This window comes from Trinickia acidisoli, from assembly GCF_017315725.1.
Taxonomy (GTDB): Bacteria; Pseudomonadota; Gammaproteobacteria; order Burkholderiales; family Burkholderiaceae; genus Trinickia; species Trinickia acidisoli.
The window spans coordinates 3,918,413-3,936,484 of the sequence record NZ_JAFLRG010000001.1 but is presented as its reverse complement, the minus strand read 5'-3'; the positions used below and the strand labels follow the sequence as shown (position 1 = coordinate 3,936,484).

Below are 18,072 nucleotides of genomic sequence, written 5' to 3'. Positions count from 1 at the left end.
GTGGATTAAGTTTGGGGATTCGTATTCGGCAGTTGATTTGTCGTTGTGCGGCGTAGCGAAAGTGATGGGGTGCAAGTGGCACAAGAGGTGTCGCCGAACGGCCATAAAGGGACGGTCGACGAAGCAACATAGATCGTCGACAATGTGCCCTGGTTCTATGCCCAAGCCTCCGGACGCCCATGATCCACAACTACGATCTTTCGGTTATCTTGCCTCGTCTCAGCGGCCCTCTTCGCGAGATACTCGACTCCGAGCTTTGCATCGGTAACGCTATGGTCGAAATCAGCAGTGGTTGGCCAATGCCAAACGTGAATGTATGGCTGAAGGAGCCGCTGGGACGGAAATACGCGGCTGATTACCCGGACCTCGAATACACCTATCTCGGCGACGCGCGACAGTGGCTGGAACAATACGTAGACACCAAGACCGGGGCTATGGTCGCAGCCAAGTGTTGACAATAGGCAGCCCTCAAATGAGTGGCACGCCCGCCGAGTCAGTCGTCTCGATAGTCGACAATCGGCGCGGCGGCAACAATTGACTAGTTGGCGATTTTGAAGCATATGATACAAAAATTTACTATTTCTCGACGAGCAGGGGTAATTGTGGCTTCGCTACTCCTCGCTTTTCTCTACGGGCCCGTAAACGCCTCCGCACAGACCAACACAGCTACCGACGCTTTGATCGATAGAGTTGTTGCGTTGACCGAGCATGGAGATCCAGCCGCCATGGAAAAGACAACAGCTGGATATCAGATTGATGCATCAAGGAAGTTCAATCCAGGGATTCCGGAAGACACATGGGGATCTATCCGTGCTGATGTCAATGACATTATTTCAAACAAAATAAAGCCCAGGTACGGCGAGCAAGCTCTTCTAACAAGACACTTCGTTGAAAGCGCGAAATTCTCGGATGATGAACTCAGGCATCTAATAACGATAATGCAAGATCCTGTCATGCAAAGATGGGGCATTGCGATGCGCGACAGTAGCACTACGGCGTATATGGCAAAGCTATCGCAACAGGTGAATAGTCAGATGTGGATGGTGGTCTCCATTGTCCTCCGACGACATGGGTTGCAGACAACCGACACATCGACAACGGCTAAGCAGAGTCATTGAGCACGTACACCACTTCCGTCGATTCCGGAAAGCGACTTATGAACGTGACGGTCGCATCTGCTCGGCCAGGCGGCCAGCTAAGCCTGCGATTGTCCGTTAACGGAAGCGCCAATTGTCCGCTCCGGGTCGAAATGCGTCCGCCGTGAGGCGGACAGTTGGCGCGCCCGACTTTGGCGATGCAGCAGAGAATGCCAGTATCAACCGCAAAAGACGGATACCTTAAGGTTCGGCGGCCGCCGGGCCGATTCTCGTCGCTTGTCGCGATTCAGCCGCTGCAGCCGCACCCGCCGTTTCCGCCTCCGCCGCAGCTTTCAGTCGCGGCGTGCGCGGTGCTCGCTCCGTGATCGGTGGTGAGCCAAATGCCGAAGTCGATGACCACGCGTTCGGGATTGCGCTCGACATACCGAATTCGAACTTGATCACCATAGCGTTGCTGGATTTGATTCAACAGCGGAAGCGGATCGTGGTCGTTCACGAAGCGCATGGTTTCGCCATGGTCGAGCGTCTCGAGTGCGGCGAAGATGGCCGCATGACGAAAGCGCTTGGCAATGCCGCGAGCGTCGAGGAGGTAAGTCGTGTCGGGGTTGTTGAGGGTCATGTCGGACTCCTTTCGTGGAAGGGCAGTGCGGTGTCGATCTGGGTCGACCCGCCGGTTATCGGAAAATCGATTCGGTGGTGGTTCGAGATTGGTTCGGACTACTAATAATCGACGTCACCTCCTGGTCGAATTGTCGCGAGACTCGCCGCGTGCGGACCATGCCGCGCTTGCCATGACGAAGGCGAACAGTGCGAGCGCAGCAGCATTGCCGATCGCGCCGCCACGACGCAGGGAGAAGGCTTGAGCGAGCGAGCCGCTCACTCGCACCGCGAGCGCGGCATGCAAGGCCAGGAGCGGCAGATAGAAGACCGGGTGATAACGCACGCGCACCCGTGCGACCGCGGGCAAAACGATCGGCGCATGACCGAGCGCCATCGACATGACGAAGCCGAGTGTCAGCGCGTGGAGTGCCGCGTCATGCCAGGGGTGCGGGGCTTGCCACGCGCCGAAGAGCCCAAGTGCTCCGCTGATGGCGAGCCATCCGTAACCGGAAAGCAGACATACGGCGATGAAACGCGCGAGCCCACGCTGGCGCACGGTCGAACGCGCGATGTCGTATCGTGCGAGCCACGCGGCCAGTGCAACAAGACATGCCGAGAAGATGCGCATCGCGAGATCGGGCGCGCGCTGCACGCCGAAGACGGCTGCGAGCATGAGGACGATGACGGCTACGAAGCACACTCGTGCATGGCGAGGCGTGGGACGCATTCTCGTGAGTTCGAGCCGTTCCGCCGCGATCGTCAACACGAGAAAGGCGACCCAGCTCGGGACGGCCGCGAGCGCTGAGCCGGTGACGAGCCACGACACGTTGCCGAACCACCATCCCAACACGCCTAGTGCAAGCACGGAAAGATGTAGGGCAGCGTGCCGGCGCAGCAGGCCGAGTATGCTGGCCAGTGCGAGCGTCGCCGCGCCCACCAGCAGCACTTGCGCTGCAATGGGCGGTGCTCCCACCAATAAGACGGCGCACGCTAGTGCGGCTGCCACGGGCGCGCAGAGATGACGCCCGCCGCCGAGCGCGACGGCACGCTCCAAGCTCACGACTGCTCCGAAAAAGACCGGCAGCACGAGCACGCCATGCCAAGCCGCCATCGACAGCGCGTGGCGAGGAACGGATACGCCGAAACGAGCGAGACCTGCGAGCACGCCGCACGCGAATGCGGCGACGATACAGCCCGCGAGTGCTAGCCGCGCTGCTGAGCGAAGCGGATCACGCGAGCGTAGCGAAGGCGGGCTTTCGCCTTCGCTACGCGAAAACGACGCAATGCGCGAGACGCGATTCAATCGTCGCTCCACCCGAGCGCATCGCGCGCCGCGTCGCTCATCATGGCTGGCTCCCACGGCGGTTCCCAAACGAGGTCGATGTCGACGCTCGTCCCGATGGCGAGCGAAGCGTCGATGACTGCCTGCACATCGTCGAGAATCGACTGCCCCATCGGACAGGCTGGCGAGGTCATGGTCAGCGCGATACGCCAGCCTTCGGTTTTCGATTCGATGTCGTACACGAGACCGAGATCGACGATGTTGATGCCGATCTCTGGATCGATGACGCGTTGCAGGGCGGCGCGTATGTCCTCTCGCGTCGCCGGCGAGTCGGAAGCGATCGATAAGGAGTCCATAGCAATTCTCCGTGGCGATGCTGTGGGATGCGACGGCCTGCTACGAGCGCAGGGCCGTCGCATGGCATCAAGCGAGTGCGTTCGTCATGTCAGACGCGTGGCGCTGCGATCCGAGCGGCGCTCCGCTGCGCTGGGGATTCGACGGGCGCATGTGCGGGGCGCGCGGGCTCGACGCGGCGCAACAGCCGCAACGCGAACCAGCCCAGATAGAGCACGCCGCCCGCAAATACGAGATCCCCTGGCACGCGAACCCACACGAGCGCTTGCATGATCGGCGCATGCACGATCTCGGGCGAGCGCGCATACCACAGCCCCTTGCTGACGCTGGCCCAGGCTTCGTAGATGCCCGACGGCAGGATCGAGAAGAAGACCATCATGAACAAGCCGATGTTGAGCATCCAGAACGCGGGCTTGAGCAGATCGTCGTCCCAGGCTTCACGTGGGGAAAGGCCGCGCAGGCAGAACAGCATGAGCCCGATGCCGAGCATGCCGTACACGCCGAAGAGCGCGGCGTGGCCGTGCGCGGGCGTCATGTTGAGCCCTTGCACGTAGTAGAGCGAGATCGGCGGATTGATCGAGAAGCCGAGCAGGCCGGCACCGACGGTATTCCACACGCCGACGGCGACGAAACAGAGAATTGCCCATTTGTACGTTTGAACCCACGGGGCGGCCTTCGTCTTGCGATAGGTTTGCCAGCCTTCGAGCCCGATCAGCGCGAGCGGCACGACTTCGAAGGCCGAGAACACGGCGCCTACCGCAATCACGGCCGTCGATGCGCCCGTGAAGTAAAGATGGTGCAGCGTGCCGAGAATGCCGCCGAATAGGAACACGATCGTTTCGAGCACGATGGCGCGGTTTGCCGTTTCGATGCGGATCAGGCCGAGGCGCGAGAAGATCAGGGCGATGACGGCGGTGGCGAACACTTCGAAGAAGCCTTCGACCCACAGGTGCACGAGCCACCATCTCCAGTACTCGATCATCGAGTAGTGCGTATTCTGGCCCCACGCGAGCGAGGTCGAATAGAACGCGCCGATGCAGGCGGCGGACAGGAACACCATGCCGATGAGGCCACGCCCGTTCGTTTCGCGATTCTTGAGCGCCGGCATCAGCGCGCGGCCCATCAAGAGCAACCAGAACAGCAGGCCGATGAACAGCAGAATCTGCCAGACGCGGCCCATACTCGTATAGGCGAGGCCTTGATTGCCGATCCAGAAGGCGAAATGCGTGCCGCGATGCTGGAGCGTGCCGAGCCAGCCGCAGACGGTCGAGCCGACCACGATGAACAGCAGCGCATAGAAGAGCACGTTGACGCCGAGCTTTTGCAGCTTGGGCTCGTAGCCGGATAGAAGCGGCGAGATATAGAGCCCGGTGGCGAGCCATGCCGTCGCGATCCAGAGCACGCCGAACTGCGTATGAATCGTCCGGCTCACGACCCACGGCAGCACTTGCGCAAGCGGCAGGCCGAAAAAGCTGTGACCTTCGACGGCATAGTGCGCGGTGATCGCGCCCATCCCGACTTGCACCAGCAGCAGGCCGATGACGACGTAGAAGTACTTCTTCGTCGCCTTCATCGATGGCGTCGGCGTCACGTTGAACAGCGGATCGGCGGCGGGGGCGGCGACATGATGCCCGCCGTCGTCGTGCGAGGCGTGATACCAGATCATGCCGGCGATACCGGCCAGCAGCAGGATGACGCTCACGATCGACCACATGCCGTTGGCGACGGTCGGATTGTTGTCGACGAGCGGCTCGTGCGGCCAGTTGTTCGTATACGTGATGCCCGTTTGGCCGGGACGATCGGTCGTGGCCGACCACGCCGACCAGAAGAAGAACGACGCGAGCGCGGTGCGATCGTCAGCACTCCTAACGGAACCGGCATTCATCGCGTACTGATCGCGCAACGTATCGAGCGAGTGATCGGTGCCGAACAACGCTTCGTAATGCGCGGCCACCTCGCGCGCGGCGGTCGTGCGCTCGTTCGTCATCGTGATGCGGCCCGTCGACGCGTCGTAGCGATTCGCGCGCATTTCGCGCTTGAGGCGGGCGTCGAGCATGCCTTGTTGATCGGGCGTGAGCGCTGCGTAGGGTTTGCTAAATTGCTGCTGCGCCCAGATTTCGCGCAGCCGCGTTGCCTCGCGGTGCAGCCAATCGGCCGACCAGTCCGGTGCCACGTAGCTGCCGTGACCCCATACCGTACCGAGTTGTTGGCCGCCGGCGGCGAGCCATACTTGCTGGCCGCGCTTGATTTGCGCGCCGGTGAACAGCACTTGACCGCTGTCGCTGACGACAGCGCTCGGAATGGGCGGGGCGGCCAGATAGATTTCTTTGCCGAGCCACAGTAAAGCGGCGAACGATAGCAGGCAGACTAGCCCCAGCCATCTCCATAAGCGTTGTGTCGATTGCATATCCTCTCTCCTAGAGGGGTGAAGGGCGCGCCGGTCGTCGAGGTCTACGCGGCAGCCGGCTTACAGCGGCTTAAACATTCATTAAGAATGCATATTAATAGGCATCATAAGTTCGATCATTGACCTATGTAAAGGTGAGAGGATGCGGGAAGAGGCGGTTAGATCATGTTAAACATCGATAAAGTATCGATGTTTAAAGGCATTCGGGCTGCACTTGCGCTATTTGGCCGCAGTGCGTGGGAGGCATGTTGCGTGAGAGCGGACCGACGGGAAGGAGATCCTGGCATTTTTGCAGCCGTGGACACATCTTCGGCTGACGTAAATCAAGCCATCGCCAATAACTTTCCCACCGATACACGCCGATCATCTCTTCGCAAGTCGTCAAGCAACCCCCAGTCCCGCGGCATCGAGACAAACCGCAGCCTGGTACAAACCCTGTGAAGCCAAGCGCCGCGTGCCTCCAAGCGGCCATTCGCCCGTGTCGCTCGTTCACTCGTGCTCGCCCGGCTATTGCCTCGACGCCGCGCCCGCATTAATAATCGCGCTCGCAAGAGGGATAAGCAGGGATAAGCAGGGATAAGCAGGGATAAGCAGGGACACGCGGAGCGGCGCAAAGCGCGCCGTCCGCGGAACCGGCGCGCGCTGGCCGCGCCCGGCATCGAGGAGGCTAGGCATGACAGACAAACATCGAATCTTGGTCTTGGACGATGATCCGCAAGTGCGCGAGTGGTTGCACAAAGTGCTCGAAGAAGCGGGATTCGACGTATCGACGGTCGACACGGCGGCGCGCATGCAGGCTTGCTTAGCGGCAGCGCCGCATGCGCTCGTGATTCTCGACCTGAAGCTGCGCGGCGAAGACGGCTTGACTGTCGCGCGCGAGTTGCGCCGTCGATCGAGCGTGCCGATCATCATGATGAGCGGCCTCGGCGACGAAACCGACCGCGTGCTCGGCCTCGAAACGGCCGCGGACGATTTCGTGACGAAGCCGTTCTCGGGGCGCGAGCTGCTCGCGCGCGTGCGCGCGCAATTGCGGCGCACCACGGAATTGTCGATGCCGCGCATGGCAAACGGGGCATCCGGCGGGCCGCGCTTCGGCTTCGACGGCTGGCTGCTCGACCTCGCCTCGCGCACGCTCACGCACAACGGCGACCCATGTGCGTTGACGCAGGGCGAGTTCGCGCTGCTCTCGGCGATGATCCAGCAGCCCTCGCGCGTTTGGTCGCGAGACCAACTGCTCGAACACACGCGCGGCATCGATATCGACGTCTACGATCGCACGATCGACGTCCTGATTCTGCGGCTGCGACGCAAGATCGAGCCGAATCCCGCGCAGCCGCAGTACATCCGCACGCAGCGCGGCGCCGGGTATCTTTTCAGTGCGCAAGTCGTGAGGCTCTGAGGCAATGCGCCCGCCCCTGGCCCAGCTCGCGCCGCCGAGCGTGCGCGCCAAGCTCGTCGCCACGTTCCTGCTGCTGTTCGCGATCACGTTGGCCGTCGTCATCGTCGGCGTGCTCGGCATGCAGGCGAACCAGCGTGCGCTCGACGAATACGAGGCCAACGTCGTCCCCGAAATCGCGCGCGCGCTCGAATTGTCGGACAAGGTAGCGCAACTCGCGGCGGTCGCACCCAGCACGACGATGACGGCATCGCCCGACCTGCTGCGCGGCGACACCGATTTGTTGCGGGGGCTCCTCGCCGACATTCGGCGGTTGGCGCCGGACCCGCGCGGCAAATCGGGCGCCGATCTCGAGGTGCTCGACGATCTCGATGCGATCGACGAAGACCTGCCGCGCTTGCTCGTGGTGTCGGGCCGCCAGCGTCAGCTTGCCGACGAGCTAGCGAACTTGCGCACCGTCGCGGATCGCATCGGCGACAGCATCGCGCGCCGCAAGCAGATCGTTGCGCAAGGCGCGCCCACGTTGATCGAAGTCTGGGCGCGTACGACCGGCGCGCTGCAAGCGGCCGATGCGGCCGAGCTCGGCAGCGCCGAGAGCGACAACGAAGCACTCTGGCTGCAAGTGCATGCGCGCGGCGAAGACAAGCGGGAGCCCGAGCTCGCCGCCGCGCTGCAACGGCTCGACGGCGGCGCACGCAGCGTCTTCGACGTGCGCCGCGAATTTCTTGCGAGCGAGGCGCAGACCAACTACCTCGTCACGTTGCTGCGTGGACACGCCGATCATCTGAGCGGCAAGTCGGCGCGCTACGTCGAACGCTTGCGGCAAATCGCGCATGAGCGCAGCGAGAAGGTTCGCCGCGTCGCGCTCTCGAGCCAGTCGGGCCTCTTGTTGCTCGCGTTCGCGGGCGTGGCCGTTGCGCTAGCAGGCGTCGCCTACGTCAATCGCATCCTGCGCAAATTGCAGGCGATGACGCGCGTGATGGCGCGGCTCGCGGCGGGCGATGCGTCGGGACAAATCCCGTCGACGCACCGCCCCGATGAAATCGGCGAACTCGCGCGCGCCTTCGAAGTGTTCCGCACGAATCTGCACGAGAACGAGCGGCTGACACAAGGCCTCGAGGCACAGCGCCGCTTGCAGGAGTCGGTGTTCAACACGATGAACGACGGCGTTTCCGTTCACGATGCGCGCGGCTGCCTCATCGCCTGGAATCCGACCTTCGCGACGCTGCTCGGATGTTCGCCCGCCACGCTTTCGAGGGGGATGACGCTGGCGGAACTGCGTCGCGCGATCGCGCCGCCCGCGCGCTGGCGTCAAGTGTCGCGTCAGACGGCGACGCATAGCGCCGACGGTGTGCGCATCGCCGCTTCCGCGGAACTTCACATCAGAGATCGGCGCATCCTCGAGTTTCATTGCCAGCCGTTGCCCGATGGTGGCTGGGTGGCTGTCTGCCGCGATTTGACGAGCCGTCGCGCCGTGGAAGCCGAATTGATGCATGCGCAGAAGATGGACGTGCTCGGCCAACTGACGGGCGGTGTTGCGCACGACTTCAACAACTTTCTCGTCGCCATTCTCGGCAATCTCGAACTGCTGCTGCCGCGGCTAGCCGGTCGTGACGACGAGCATGCGATGGCCGGCCGCGCGAGCCGCGCAGCAGAACGCGCGTCGCGCCTCACGCGCCGCTTGCTGGCTTTTGCGCGTCGCCAGCCACTACAGGCGGAACGGATCGCGGTCGATACCATGCTCGCGGAAATGCTCGACCTCGTCGAATATTCGGCGGGGCTGCGCACGGAGGTTGCGCTCGCGCCGTCCGCGGCGGCGTGCTGGGTCGAGGTCGATCGTGGCCAACTCGAGAACGCGATCTTGAATTTGACGCTGAACAGCGTGGCGGCGATGCCGGACGGCGGCAAGCTCACGCTGTCGGTGCGTCACGGCGAGCCGTTGCCCGCAATGGCGGCACGACGTTCAGTAGTCCTAAGCGTTGCCGATACCGGATGCGGCATCGCGCCGATGTTGCTCGACAAGGTGGTCGAACCGTTCTTCACGACCAAAGCCGCCGGCGAGGGCAGCGGACTCGGGTTGAGCAGTGTCTACGGTTTCGTACGCCAAAGCGGCGGTGACTTGCGCATCCAAAGCGCGGTCGGCGGGGGGACGACGGTCGAGCTATGGCTGCCCGCGAGCGAGGCGCAACCGGCGCGGGCCGAGCGAATCGAGGCCCATGCGCCAGCGAGCGGTGGTCCTCTCCCTATGCGCGCAGGCGCGCGCGTGCTCGTTGTCGAAGACGATCCGGAAGTCCGCGAAACGGCGTTGACTCAGTTCGCCGCGCTCGGTGCGCAGGCGCATGCGGTCGCGAGCGTGACCGATGCACTCGCTTGGCTCGATGCGAACGGCCTCGTGACGCTCGTGCTCTCCGACATCTCGCTCGGCGCGAGCGGCAGCGGCATCGAGCTGGCGGTGCAAGTTACCCAGCGCTGGCCCGCGCAGCGCATCGCCTTGACCTCGGGCCTGCCGCCCGAAGCGCATCAAGGCCATCCCGATTGGCAGCCCGACCTGCCTTTCGTTCCCAAGCCCTTCGATCTCGCCACGCTCGCCGCGCTGCTGCACTGAGCCGCGCGGGCGTCGTGGCCTTCGCGCGATTGCTTCGATTGTTTCGATTGTTAATGGCGCGCCCCAATTCCGCAATCTTCGATTAACGCGGCTCGTGTTTCATACGCATGACGGCGAAGGGGCGCTGCGAACGTTGAGCGCCCGGCAGCCGGCGGCGCGGACCTGTCACCGCGCCGCAGCCCATACCTACACAAACACACCAGGAGACACTCGATGTTCAAGTTGAGGGCAGGCGTGGCAGTCATCGCCTTGATGCTCGCCGCCGGCAGCGCCGGTGCGGCGACCTTGCGGCTCGTTTGCGGCTCGGCCGGCATCGACCAAAGCAGTTGCGAGGCGGCCGCGAAGGCGTGGGCGCAAAAAACCGGCAACCAAGTCGAATTCGTCAGCATGCCGAACAATTCGAGCGAGGCGCTTGCGCTCTACGAGCAATTGCTGAGCAGCGGCTCGGACAAGCTCGACGTCATGCAGATCGACACTGTTTGGCCCGGCATCTTGGCCAATCAACTGGTCGACTTGAAGCCGTATCTGAAAGACAGGATCGCCGACTACTTCCCGAGCGCGATCGCCAACGATACGGTCAACGGCAAACTCGTTGCCGTGCCCTGGTACATCGACACGGGCATGCTCTACTATCGCAAGGACCTGCTCGCGAAGTACCACATGAGAGTGCCGACCACGTGGGAAGAACTCGGCGCCACCGCGCGCAAGATTCAAGACGCGGAACGCGCGGCCGGCAACGAAAAGATGTGGGGTTACGTCTGGCAGGGCCGCGCCTACGAAGGGTTGACCTGCGACGCGCTCGAATGGGTCAGCAGCTACAACGGCGGCAACGTCATCGACGCGCAAGGGCGTGTGACGATCGACAACCCGGCCGCCGCCAAGGCGCTCGAAACTGCCTCGAAGTGGGTCGGCACGATCACGCCGAAAGCGGTTCTGAATTACGGCGAAGAGGAAGCGCGCGGCGTATTCCAGTCCGGCAACGCGGTGTTCATGCGCAATTGGCCGTACGTCTGGTCGATCGCGAACAAGGACGGCAGCCCCGTCAAAGGCGAGATCGGCGTCGCGCCGCTGCCCAAGGGCGGCATCAACGGCCACCCCGCCGCGACGCTCGGCGGATGGCATCTCGCCGTCTCGCGCTACTCGCCCAATCCGAAGCTCGCGGCCGACCTCGTGCTCTATCTGTCGAGCGCCGAAGTCGAGAAGCAGCGCGCCGTCGAAGACTCGTTCAACCCGACAATCCCCGCGCTCTACAAAGACAAGGACGTGCTCAAGGCCAATCCGTTCATGGCCGACATGCTGCCCACCTTCAGCAGCGCCGTCGCCAGGCCGTCGACCGTCGCCGGTACGAAGTACAACCAGGTCAGCAATCAGTTTTGGAATGCGGCGCACGACGTGCTGTCCGGAACGGCTAGCGCATCGGACGCACTGACGCGGCTGGCGGCCTCGCTGCAGCGAATCGCGCCGAGCGGCAACTGGCATTGAGCTGCGGTTCGCAGGCGGACCGAGCGGGCGAGAAGCGGCGACTCGCGGCGTCATAGCGAGCCGCCGCGCGGAGCAGCGGAAAAGCGGAAACAGCGGAGACAGTCGACGTGAGAAGCAACACCCTAACGATTAGGACTCCTACCTATTCGGAGAACGAAGCGGTAGCGAACCCACGTGGTTCCGCGCTGGCGCGTGCACGGCGCCGTCAAGCGTGGCTGATGATGCTGCCGGCCATCGTCGCGCTCGCGGCGATCGCGGGGTGGCCGCTCGTTCGCACCGCCTGGTTCAGCTTGACCGACGCGCAGCTCTCCGACCTTTCGCATTGGCATTTCGTAGGCCTCGCGAACTATATCGGGCCGGCCGGCGTCTTGCGCGATCCCGAATGGTGGAATGCCGTCGCGAACACCGTCGCGTTCGCGCTCGTCTCGGTTGCGTTGGAGACGGCGGCGGGCTTGGTCGTCGCGCTGCTGCTCGATGCGCCGTCGCGCCTGCGAACGCTGTTGCGCGCCGCCGTGCTCGTGCCGTGGGCGATTCCGACCGTCGTCTCGGCGAAAATCTGGAGCTGGATGCTCAACGACCAATTCGGTGTCGTCAACGCGATGCTGCAATCGTTGGGCCTCATCCACACGCCGCTCGCATTCACGGCCGATGCTCGGCTCGTGTTTCCGACGATCGTGCTCGTCGACGTCTGGAAGACGACGCCGTTCATGGCCCTCCTGATGCTGGCGGCCTTGCAGACGGTACCGCGCGATTGCTACGAAGCGGCGCATATCGACGGCGTGCCGCGCACCCGCGTGTTCCGCTGCGTCACGCTGCCGCTTATCTGGCCCGGCGTGCTCGTCGCGATGATCTTCCGCACGCTGGACGCGTTGCGCGTCTTCGATCTGATCTACGTGATGACGTCGAACAGCAGCGCGACCAAGAGTATGTCCATCTACGTGCGCGAACAACTGATCGATTTTCAGCAAGTGGGCTTTGGTTCCGCCGCCGCCGTGCTGCTATTCCTGTCGATCGTGCTGTTCACGGTCGGCTACATGGTCTTGAACCGCAACCGCATGCAAGGTGTGTGAATGAGAAAGCATCCGCTCGAGAGGGCCTCGTATGCGATGTTGTCGGCCATCGTGCTCGTGGTCGCATTGTTCCCGTTCGTCTATATGGTCGCCACGTCGCTCAAGCAAGGCGATGCGCTCTACGATACGTCGCTGATCGCACTCCATCCGTCGCTGGAAAACTATCGGCAGCTTTTTCGCGACCAGCCGTTCGGCACCTACTTGCTCAATTCCGCGTTCGTCGCGGGGGCGACCGTGGCGTTGTCGATCGCTGTCTCCGTACCCGCGGCCTATGCGCTGGGGCGCGTCTCGTTCAAGGGCCGTGGCGTGCTGCTGATGTGCATCCTCGGCGTATCGATGTTTCCGCAAGTGGCGATCCTGTCGGGATTATTCGAACTCGTTCGTACGCTGGGGCTGTACGACCACCTATCGGCGCTCGCGCTGTCGGATCTCGTGTTCACGCTGCCGTTCACGATTTGGGTGCTCGTCACGTTCATGCGAGAACTACCGCGCGAACTCGAGGAAGCGGCGCTCGTCGATGGCGTCGGCGTGATGACGATGATCTTTCGCGTGTTCATGCCGTTGCTGCGGCCCGCGCTCGCCGCCACGGCGTTGCTCGCATTCGTTGCCGCGTGGAACGAGTTCCTGTTTGCGCTCACGTTCACGATCTCGTCGAACGAACGCACAGTGCCCGTCGCGATCACGATGGTCGGCGGCGCCAGCAGCTTCGAATTGCCGTGGGGCACCATCATGGCCGCCTCCGTCATCGTGACCGTGCCGCTCGTTGCACTCGTGCTCGTGTTTCAACGACACATCGTCTCCGGCCTGACGGCCGGTGCGATCAAGGGATGAACCCGCGCGCCTCGACGCCGGAATCGCATGCTGGAGAAAAGAAATGAGTCGTATCGAACTGACTGCCTTGCATAAGAACTTCGGCGCGACGCCCGTACTCGCCGACGTCGACCTCGAGATCGGGCCTGGTGAATTCTGCGTATTCATCGGGCCGTCGGGCTGCGGAAAATCGACGCTGCTGCGGCTCGTGGCCGGCCTCGAGGAGCCGAGCGGCGGCAAGATCGTGATCGACGGCAAGCGCGTCAACGACGTCGCGCCGGCCAAGCGCGACATCGCGATGGTGTTTCAAAGCTACGCGCTATATCCGCATATGACCGTCTACGAGAACATGGCCTTCGGCTTGCGTCATCTGCGCTTGCCCAAAGGCGAGGTGGATCGGCGCGTGCAAGTCGCATCGGCATCGCTGCGTTTGACCGAACTGCTCGAGCGCAAGCCGGCTGCGCTCTCGGGCGGACAACGTCAACGCGTCGCGATCGGCCGAGCGATCGTGCGCAAGCCGAAAGTGTTCTTGTTCGACGAACCGCTTTCGAATCTCGATGCCTCGCTGCGCGTGAAGACACGGGTGGAAATCGCGCGCCTGCACCGCGAACTGGGTCAAGTCAGCATGATCTACGTGACGCACGATCAAATCGAAGCGATGACGCTCGCCGACAAAATCGTACTGCTACGCCCGCTCGAAGGCCGCACCGGCGTGGCGAGCATCGCACAGGTCGGCTCGCCGCTCGAGCTCTACCATCGGCCGGCCAATCTGTTCGTGGCCGGCTTCATCGGTTCGCCCTCCATGAACTTCATCGGCGCGACCGTGGCGGCGACCGCCGCCGCGGAGGTGCGCGCGCTCGCGAATGACGTGCCGCTACGTGCCGCCGTCTCCAGCGAGGGTTTGTTGCCCGGTGCGCCGGTCACGCTCGGGATTCGGCCCGAGCATGTCCGTATCGGCGCCGGCGCGCAGACGGGGCAAGTGACGCACGTCGAACGGATGGGAGAGCACACCTATGTCTACCTCGACACGACGCTCTGCAAGCAACCGATCGTCGCGAAGACCGTGCCTACCGCCATCGGAATCGGCGAACGACTGCGCTTCGACTTGCCGCCGGAGGCATTGCATCTATTTCATGCGGACGGACGCGCGGCGAAGCGGCTTGCGCTCGAACCGGACGAGCGTGTGCTCGCCACGGCCTGAGCGGCGGGCGCGGAGACACGAAGCACAACGGTACTGACTTCTCGCGGCCCTAGGCGCATGGCCGCCAATGAATCGAGCGCCTCCATTTTATGAAAAAGGTTAGGAATGCTAAATAAAAAGCTATCGGTCATCGTGTGGAACGAATTCGAACACGAGCGCGAAAATCCCGGTGTTAAAGCCATCTACCCGCACGGCCTGCACGCGGTTATTGCGAGCGCCTTGGCCGAAACGCCGGCTATGACGCCGGGCGCGTTGCCGCTCGAGATCGGCACCGCCACGCTCGATCAGCCGGAGCACGGGCTGACCGAAGCGCGCTTGGCCTCGTGCGATGTGCTGATCTGGTGGGGCCATAAGGCCCATCAGAAGGTCTCCGACGAGATCGTCGAGCGCGTGCAACGTCGCGTACTCGAAGGGATGGGACTCATCGTCTTGCACTCGGGCCATTACTCGAAGATCTTTCGCCGCCTGCTCGGCACGCACTGCTCGCTCAAATGGCGCGAGGCCGCGGAGAAGGAGCGGCTTTGGGTGGTCGAACCATCGCACCCGGTCGCCGCGGGGCTCGGCGAGTACTTCGAGCTGCAGCACGAAGAGATGTACGGTGAGCGCTTCGATATCCCGCAGCCCGACACCACGGTGTTCATCTCCTGGTTCGAAGGTGGCGAGGTGTTCCGCTCCGGGTGCTGCTGGGAGCGCGGCCATGGCCGCATCTTCTACTTCCGCCCGGGCCACGAAGCGTATCCGACCTACCACGACGGCAACGTGCAGCGCGTGATCGCGAACGCCGTGCAATGGGCGGCCCCGCGCGTGAACATCGCCGACCGCTGCCCGAACTCGCCGCCGCTCGAAAAGCTGAGCGAGCGCAGCACGAACTTCGTCAGCGTCGGCATCGAGCAACACAACGGAGAAAATCGATGAACGACGATTACAAGGTCGAACTCGCCCAGCTCGACGCGGTGATCCGGGGCCGCCGCCTGCGGGTCGGCGTGATCGGACTAGGAATCGGGCGCAAGCATATCGAGGGGTGGCGCGAACATCCCGACGTCGACGTGGTGGCGATCGCCGATCCCGATACGAAACGGCTCGCCGAGCGCGGCGATGCGTTCGGTATCGCGGCGCGCTACACGAGTGCGGAGGCGATGCTGGCTGCCGAAAAGCTCGACGTCGTCAGCGTCTGCACGCCGAACAAGTTTCACCGCGAATTGACGATCGCCGCGTTCGAGGCAGGCGCTCACGTGCTGTGCGAAAAGCCGATGGCGATGAATGCCGAGGAAGCGCGCGAGATGCTGCGCGCCGCCGATCGCGCGGGCAGGCGCTTGATGATCAATTTTTCTTATCGCTTCAGCGCGCAATCGCGCGCGTTGAAAGCGCAGGTCGACGCGGGCTTGTTCGGTGAGTTCTACTTCGGCCGCACGGTATGGCACCGCCGCCGCGGCTTGCCGGGCTTCGGCGGATGGTTCGGCACGAAAGCGCTCGCGGGCGGTGGGCCGCTCATCGATCTCGGCGTGCATCGCCTCGATCTGGCGCTGTGGCTGATGGGCTATCCGAAGCCCGTCTGGGTACTTGGGAGTACTTACGATCCGATCGGCCGCGAGCTGGCTGCCCGTACGGGCAAGACCTTCGACGTCGAAGACCTGGCCGCGACGCTGATCCGCTTCGACAACGGCGCGACCCTCGTGCTCGAAGCATCGTGGGCGACGAATATTCAGGAGGCCGAACTGATGGAAACGCGCCTGTTGGGAACGCGCGCCGGATTGCTTCAAAAAAATCTGAACGAAGGCTACACGTTCGACGCGCAGGTATTCATGGAGCAGAACGGCGCGCAGTTCGATATGCGCGTGAGTCCGGCGAGCACGGCGCATTCGGCGATGTACGACTACGCCGAAGCGATTCTCACCGAGCGGCCGCACCCGGCGACGGGCGAGGAGGGGCTCATCGTGATGGAGATTCTCGATGCGATCTACGCGAGCGCGGCGGCGGGAGCGCCCATTCGTCTAGACGATGCGAAGAAGACGACGATGCCGGTGGCCGACCTCGATCTGGCGACCTGAGCCACGCGCTGTGTGGGCCGGCACGCCATGCGCCGGCCCATCGTTGCGCTCGATGACGCAATAAAAACTGCCGCGCACGTACGCGGCGAGATAACGATATTTGGAGACATTCGATGAACGACCGACAAGGCCGCGCGGTGAGCGCGCGCCATCCTGCTGCGTTGCCCTTAACTCGTTTGACCCGCTTGACCTGCTTGATCCGCCCGACCCGCTTGGCGTTCGCGCTGGCGTGCATGACCGCTTCGGCTGCGCTATACGCGGCAACTCCCGATTCGGCGGCAGCGTCGACGAACGCGGTCGACGGCACCGTGCAGCTTGCACAGGCGACGACGACCGTTGCTGCCGACAGCACGGCGGCGGATGCGGGTTCCGGCAACGCCCCCGCGGGCATCGGCAAGGCGACGGGCGTCGTACCGGCCGATACGACCGCAACGAACACCGCGCCTGCCACGCCACCCGCGGCATGGAATCAATTGACGCCTTGGACGCAGTTTCACGGGTACTTGCGCGCGGGCGTGGGAACGAGTGAAGGCCACGACCAAGCGTGCTTCCAACTGGCAGGCGCGCAGAGCAAGTATCGGCTCGGCAACGAATGCCAAATCTATAGCGAACTCGAGATCGACCAAAAACTGTTTCAGTTCTCGAACGGTTTGGTGCTTTCGGCCGTGGGCATGGCGAGTCTCGTGAACGATGTGGGTTATACGCCGACGTTTCATGGCGACCATGGCGCGATTCGCTTGCCGCAGTCATACGTGCAATTGACGAACTTCCCGGGCCTCGACGATATGCGCGTGTGGGCCGGGCGCATCTACTATCGCCGCAACGACGTTCATATCAACGACTTCTTCTATTGGAATCCGAGCGGCCTCGGGGCCGGGATCGAGAACATGCCCATCGGTCACGGGCTGAAACTCAGCTACGCGATGTTCCGCGAAGATTACATCGATCAGCCCAACTACGCGACGCGGCACGACTTGCAACTGTCGGGTGTGCATCCGAACCCGGGCGGCGAATTGCAGTTCGGCTTCTCCTATATTCCTTCGCGAGGGCCGATCTATGACAGCGACGGGCAGGATACGCACAGCGGCTGGTCGGTGACGGTCCAGCACATTCAGACGAACGTGCTCGGCGGTAAGAACAAGCTCGCGTTCCAATACGGACAGGGACCGGGCACAGGGCTCAGCTACACGGGCACGCTCACGAACAACAATCAATTCAAGAGCCTGCGTGTATTGGACGCCTTCGATTGGCAGGCAACGCGCGATTTCAGCGGGCAATTGCTCGGACTGTACGAACGCGACCTCGCGCCGTCCGGCGGATCGCAGACTTGGGTGTCGATGGGGGTGCGGCCGGTCTATGCGTTCACGAAGCACATCAAGCTGCAAGGCGATATCGGCAATGATCGCGTGACGCCCGACAACGGCCCGACGCGAACGCTGCTCAAGGCGAGCGTGGCACTCACGCTGGCAATGGATCGTTCGTTCTGGTCGAGGCCGGAGCTGCGGCTGTTCTACACGTACGCGCACTGGAATAAAGCGGCGCAAGATGCGGCCGCGCCGAGCGATCCGTTATCCACGACGGGGGTGTTCGGAACGTCCCGCACGGGTTCGACGGTGGGCGCACAGGTCGAGTGGTGGTGGTGAGGTGACGCGACGGAGCCCGGTTCGGTTCCCGCGTACCGGGCTTCGCCACGCTTCGCTTGACGCTACATTTCGCGCTG

The 18,072-nt window shown here is 63.2% G+C and carries 14 protein-coding genes and 1 pseudogene; 11 read left to right on the top strand and 4 right to left on the bottom strand.

The genetic code is table 11. The annotated features are described in order from the left end of the window. Window positions 1-179 precede the first annotated feature (179 nt). Both J3485_RS18020 and J3485_RS18015 read left to right on the top strand, forming a co-directional pair. Complete coding sequence (locus tag J3485_RS18020; protein ID WP_206955456.1) at window positions 180-455, top strand: hypothetical protein; 276 nt, start codon at window positions 180-182, stop codon at window positions 453-455. Between the two features lie 87 nt (window positions 456-542). Next, the gene (locus J3485_RS18015) at window positions 543-1,118 is read left to right on the top strand and encodes a hypothetical protein (protein WP_206955454.1); all 576 of its coding nucleotides are present in this window, start codon (window positions 543-545) and stop codon (window positions 1,116-1,118) included. A gap of 355 nt (window positions 1,119-1,473) precedes the next feature. On the opposite strand, the pseudogene J3485_RS18010 reads toward J3485_RS18015, so the two are convergent. The 4 genes and pseudogenes from J3485_RS18010 to J3485_RS17995 form a co-directional block, all read right to left on the bottom strand. Then, window positions 1,474-1,716: pseudogene (locus J3485_RS18010) on the bottom strand (DUF2249 domain-containing protein); the annotation flags it as partial. Window positions 1,717-1,830: 114 nt separating this feature from the next. After that, window positions 1,831-2,982: a DUF8744 domain-containing protein gene (locus J3485_RS18005; protein WP_508616730.1), complete on the bottom strand. Its 1,152-nt coding sequence runs from the start codon at window positions 2,980-2,982 to the stop codon at window positions 1,831-1,833. A gap of 14 nt (window positions 2,983-2,996) precedes the next feature. Continuing rightward, entirely contained in the window at window positions 2,997-3,335 is a 339-nt protein-coding gene (locus J3485_RS18000; protein ID WP_206955448.1) for a metal-sulfur cluster assembly factor, read from the bottom strand. A gap of 89 nt (window positions 3,336-3,424) precedes the next feature. After that, window positions 3,425-5,740: a nitric-oxide reductase large subunit gene (locus J3485_RS17995; protein WP_206955446.1), complete on the bottom strand. Its 2,316-nt coding sequence runs from the start codon at window positions 5,738-5,740 to the stop codon at window positions 3,425-3,427. A gap of 673 nt (window positions 5,741-6,413) precedes the next feature. On the opposite strand from J3485_RS17995, the gene J3485_RS17990 reads away from it, so the two are divergent. From J3485_RS17990 to J3485_RS17950, 9 genes are all read left to right on the top strand, one after another. Next, entirely contained in the window at window positions 6,414-7,139 is a 726-nt protein-coding gene (locus J3485_RS17990; protein WP_206955444.1) for a winged helix-turn-helix domain-containing protein, read from the top strand. A 4-nt stretch (window positions 7,140-7,143) separates the two neighbouring features. Continuing rightward, the gene (locus tag J3485_RS17985; protein ID WP_206955442.1) at window positions 7,144-9,741 is read left to right on the top strand and encodes an ATP-binding protein; all 2,598 of its coding nucleotides are present in this window, start codon (window positions 7,144-7,146) and stop codon (window positions 9,739-9,741) included. Between the two features lie 213 nt (window positions 9,742-9,954). Next, window positions 9,955-11,223 carry an ABC transporter substrate-binding protein gene (locus J3485_RS17980; protein WP_206955433.1) on the top strand — a complete coding sequence of 423 codons (1,269 nt, stop codon included), beginning with the start codon at window positions 9,955-9,957 and terminating at the stop codon, window positions 11,221-11,223. A gap of 107 nt (window positions 11,224-11,330) precedes the next feature. After that, a complete protein-coding gene (locus tag J3485_RS17975; protein WP_309477027.1) occupies window positions 11,331-12,293 on the top strand; it encodes a carbohydrate ABC transporter permease in 963 nt (320 codons plus the stop codon). Continuing rightward, the gene (locus tag J3485_RS17970) at window positions 12,294-13,124 is read left to right on the top strand and encodes a carbohydrate ABC transporter permease (protein ID WP_206955430.1); all 831 of its coding nucleotides are present in this window, start codon (window positions 12,294-12,296) and stop codon (window positions 13,122-13,124) included. A gap of 43 nt (window positions 13,125-13,167) precedes the next feature. Then, a complete protein-coding gene (locus J3485_RS17965) occupies window positions 13,168-14,304 on the top strand; it encodes an ABC transporter ATP-binding protein (RefSeq protein WP_206955428.1) in 1,137 nt (378 codons plus the stop codon). A gap of 105 nt (window positions 14,305-14,409) precedes the next feature. Next, the gene (locus J3485_RS17960; RefSeq protein WP_206955426.1) at window positions 14,410-15,219 is read left to right on the top strand and encodes a ThuA domain-containing protein; all 810 of its coding nucleotides are present in this window, start codon (window positions 14,410-14,412) and stop codon (window positions 15,217-15,219) included. Further along, on the top strand, window positions 15,216-16,352 hold the full coding sequence (locus J3485_RS17955; RefSeq protein WP_206955424.1) for a Gfo/Idh/MocA family protein: 1,137 nt from the start codon (window positions 15,216-15,218) through the stop codon (window positions 16,350-16,352). Before J3485_RS17960 ends, J3485_RS17955 begins: the two co-directional genes overlap by 4 nt. A 113-nt stretch (window positions 16,353-16,465) precedes the next feature. Continuing rightward, on the top strand, window positions 16,466-17,995 hold the full coding sequence (locus tag J3485_RS17950; protein ID WP_206955421.1) for a maltoporin: 1,530 nt from the start codon (window positions 16,466-16,468) through the stop codon (window positions 17,993-17,995). Window positions 17,996-18,072 lie beyond the last annotated feature (77 nt).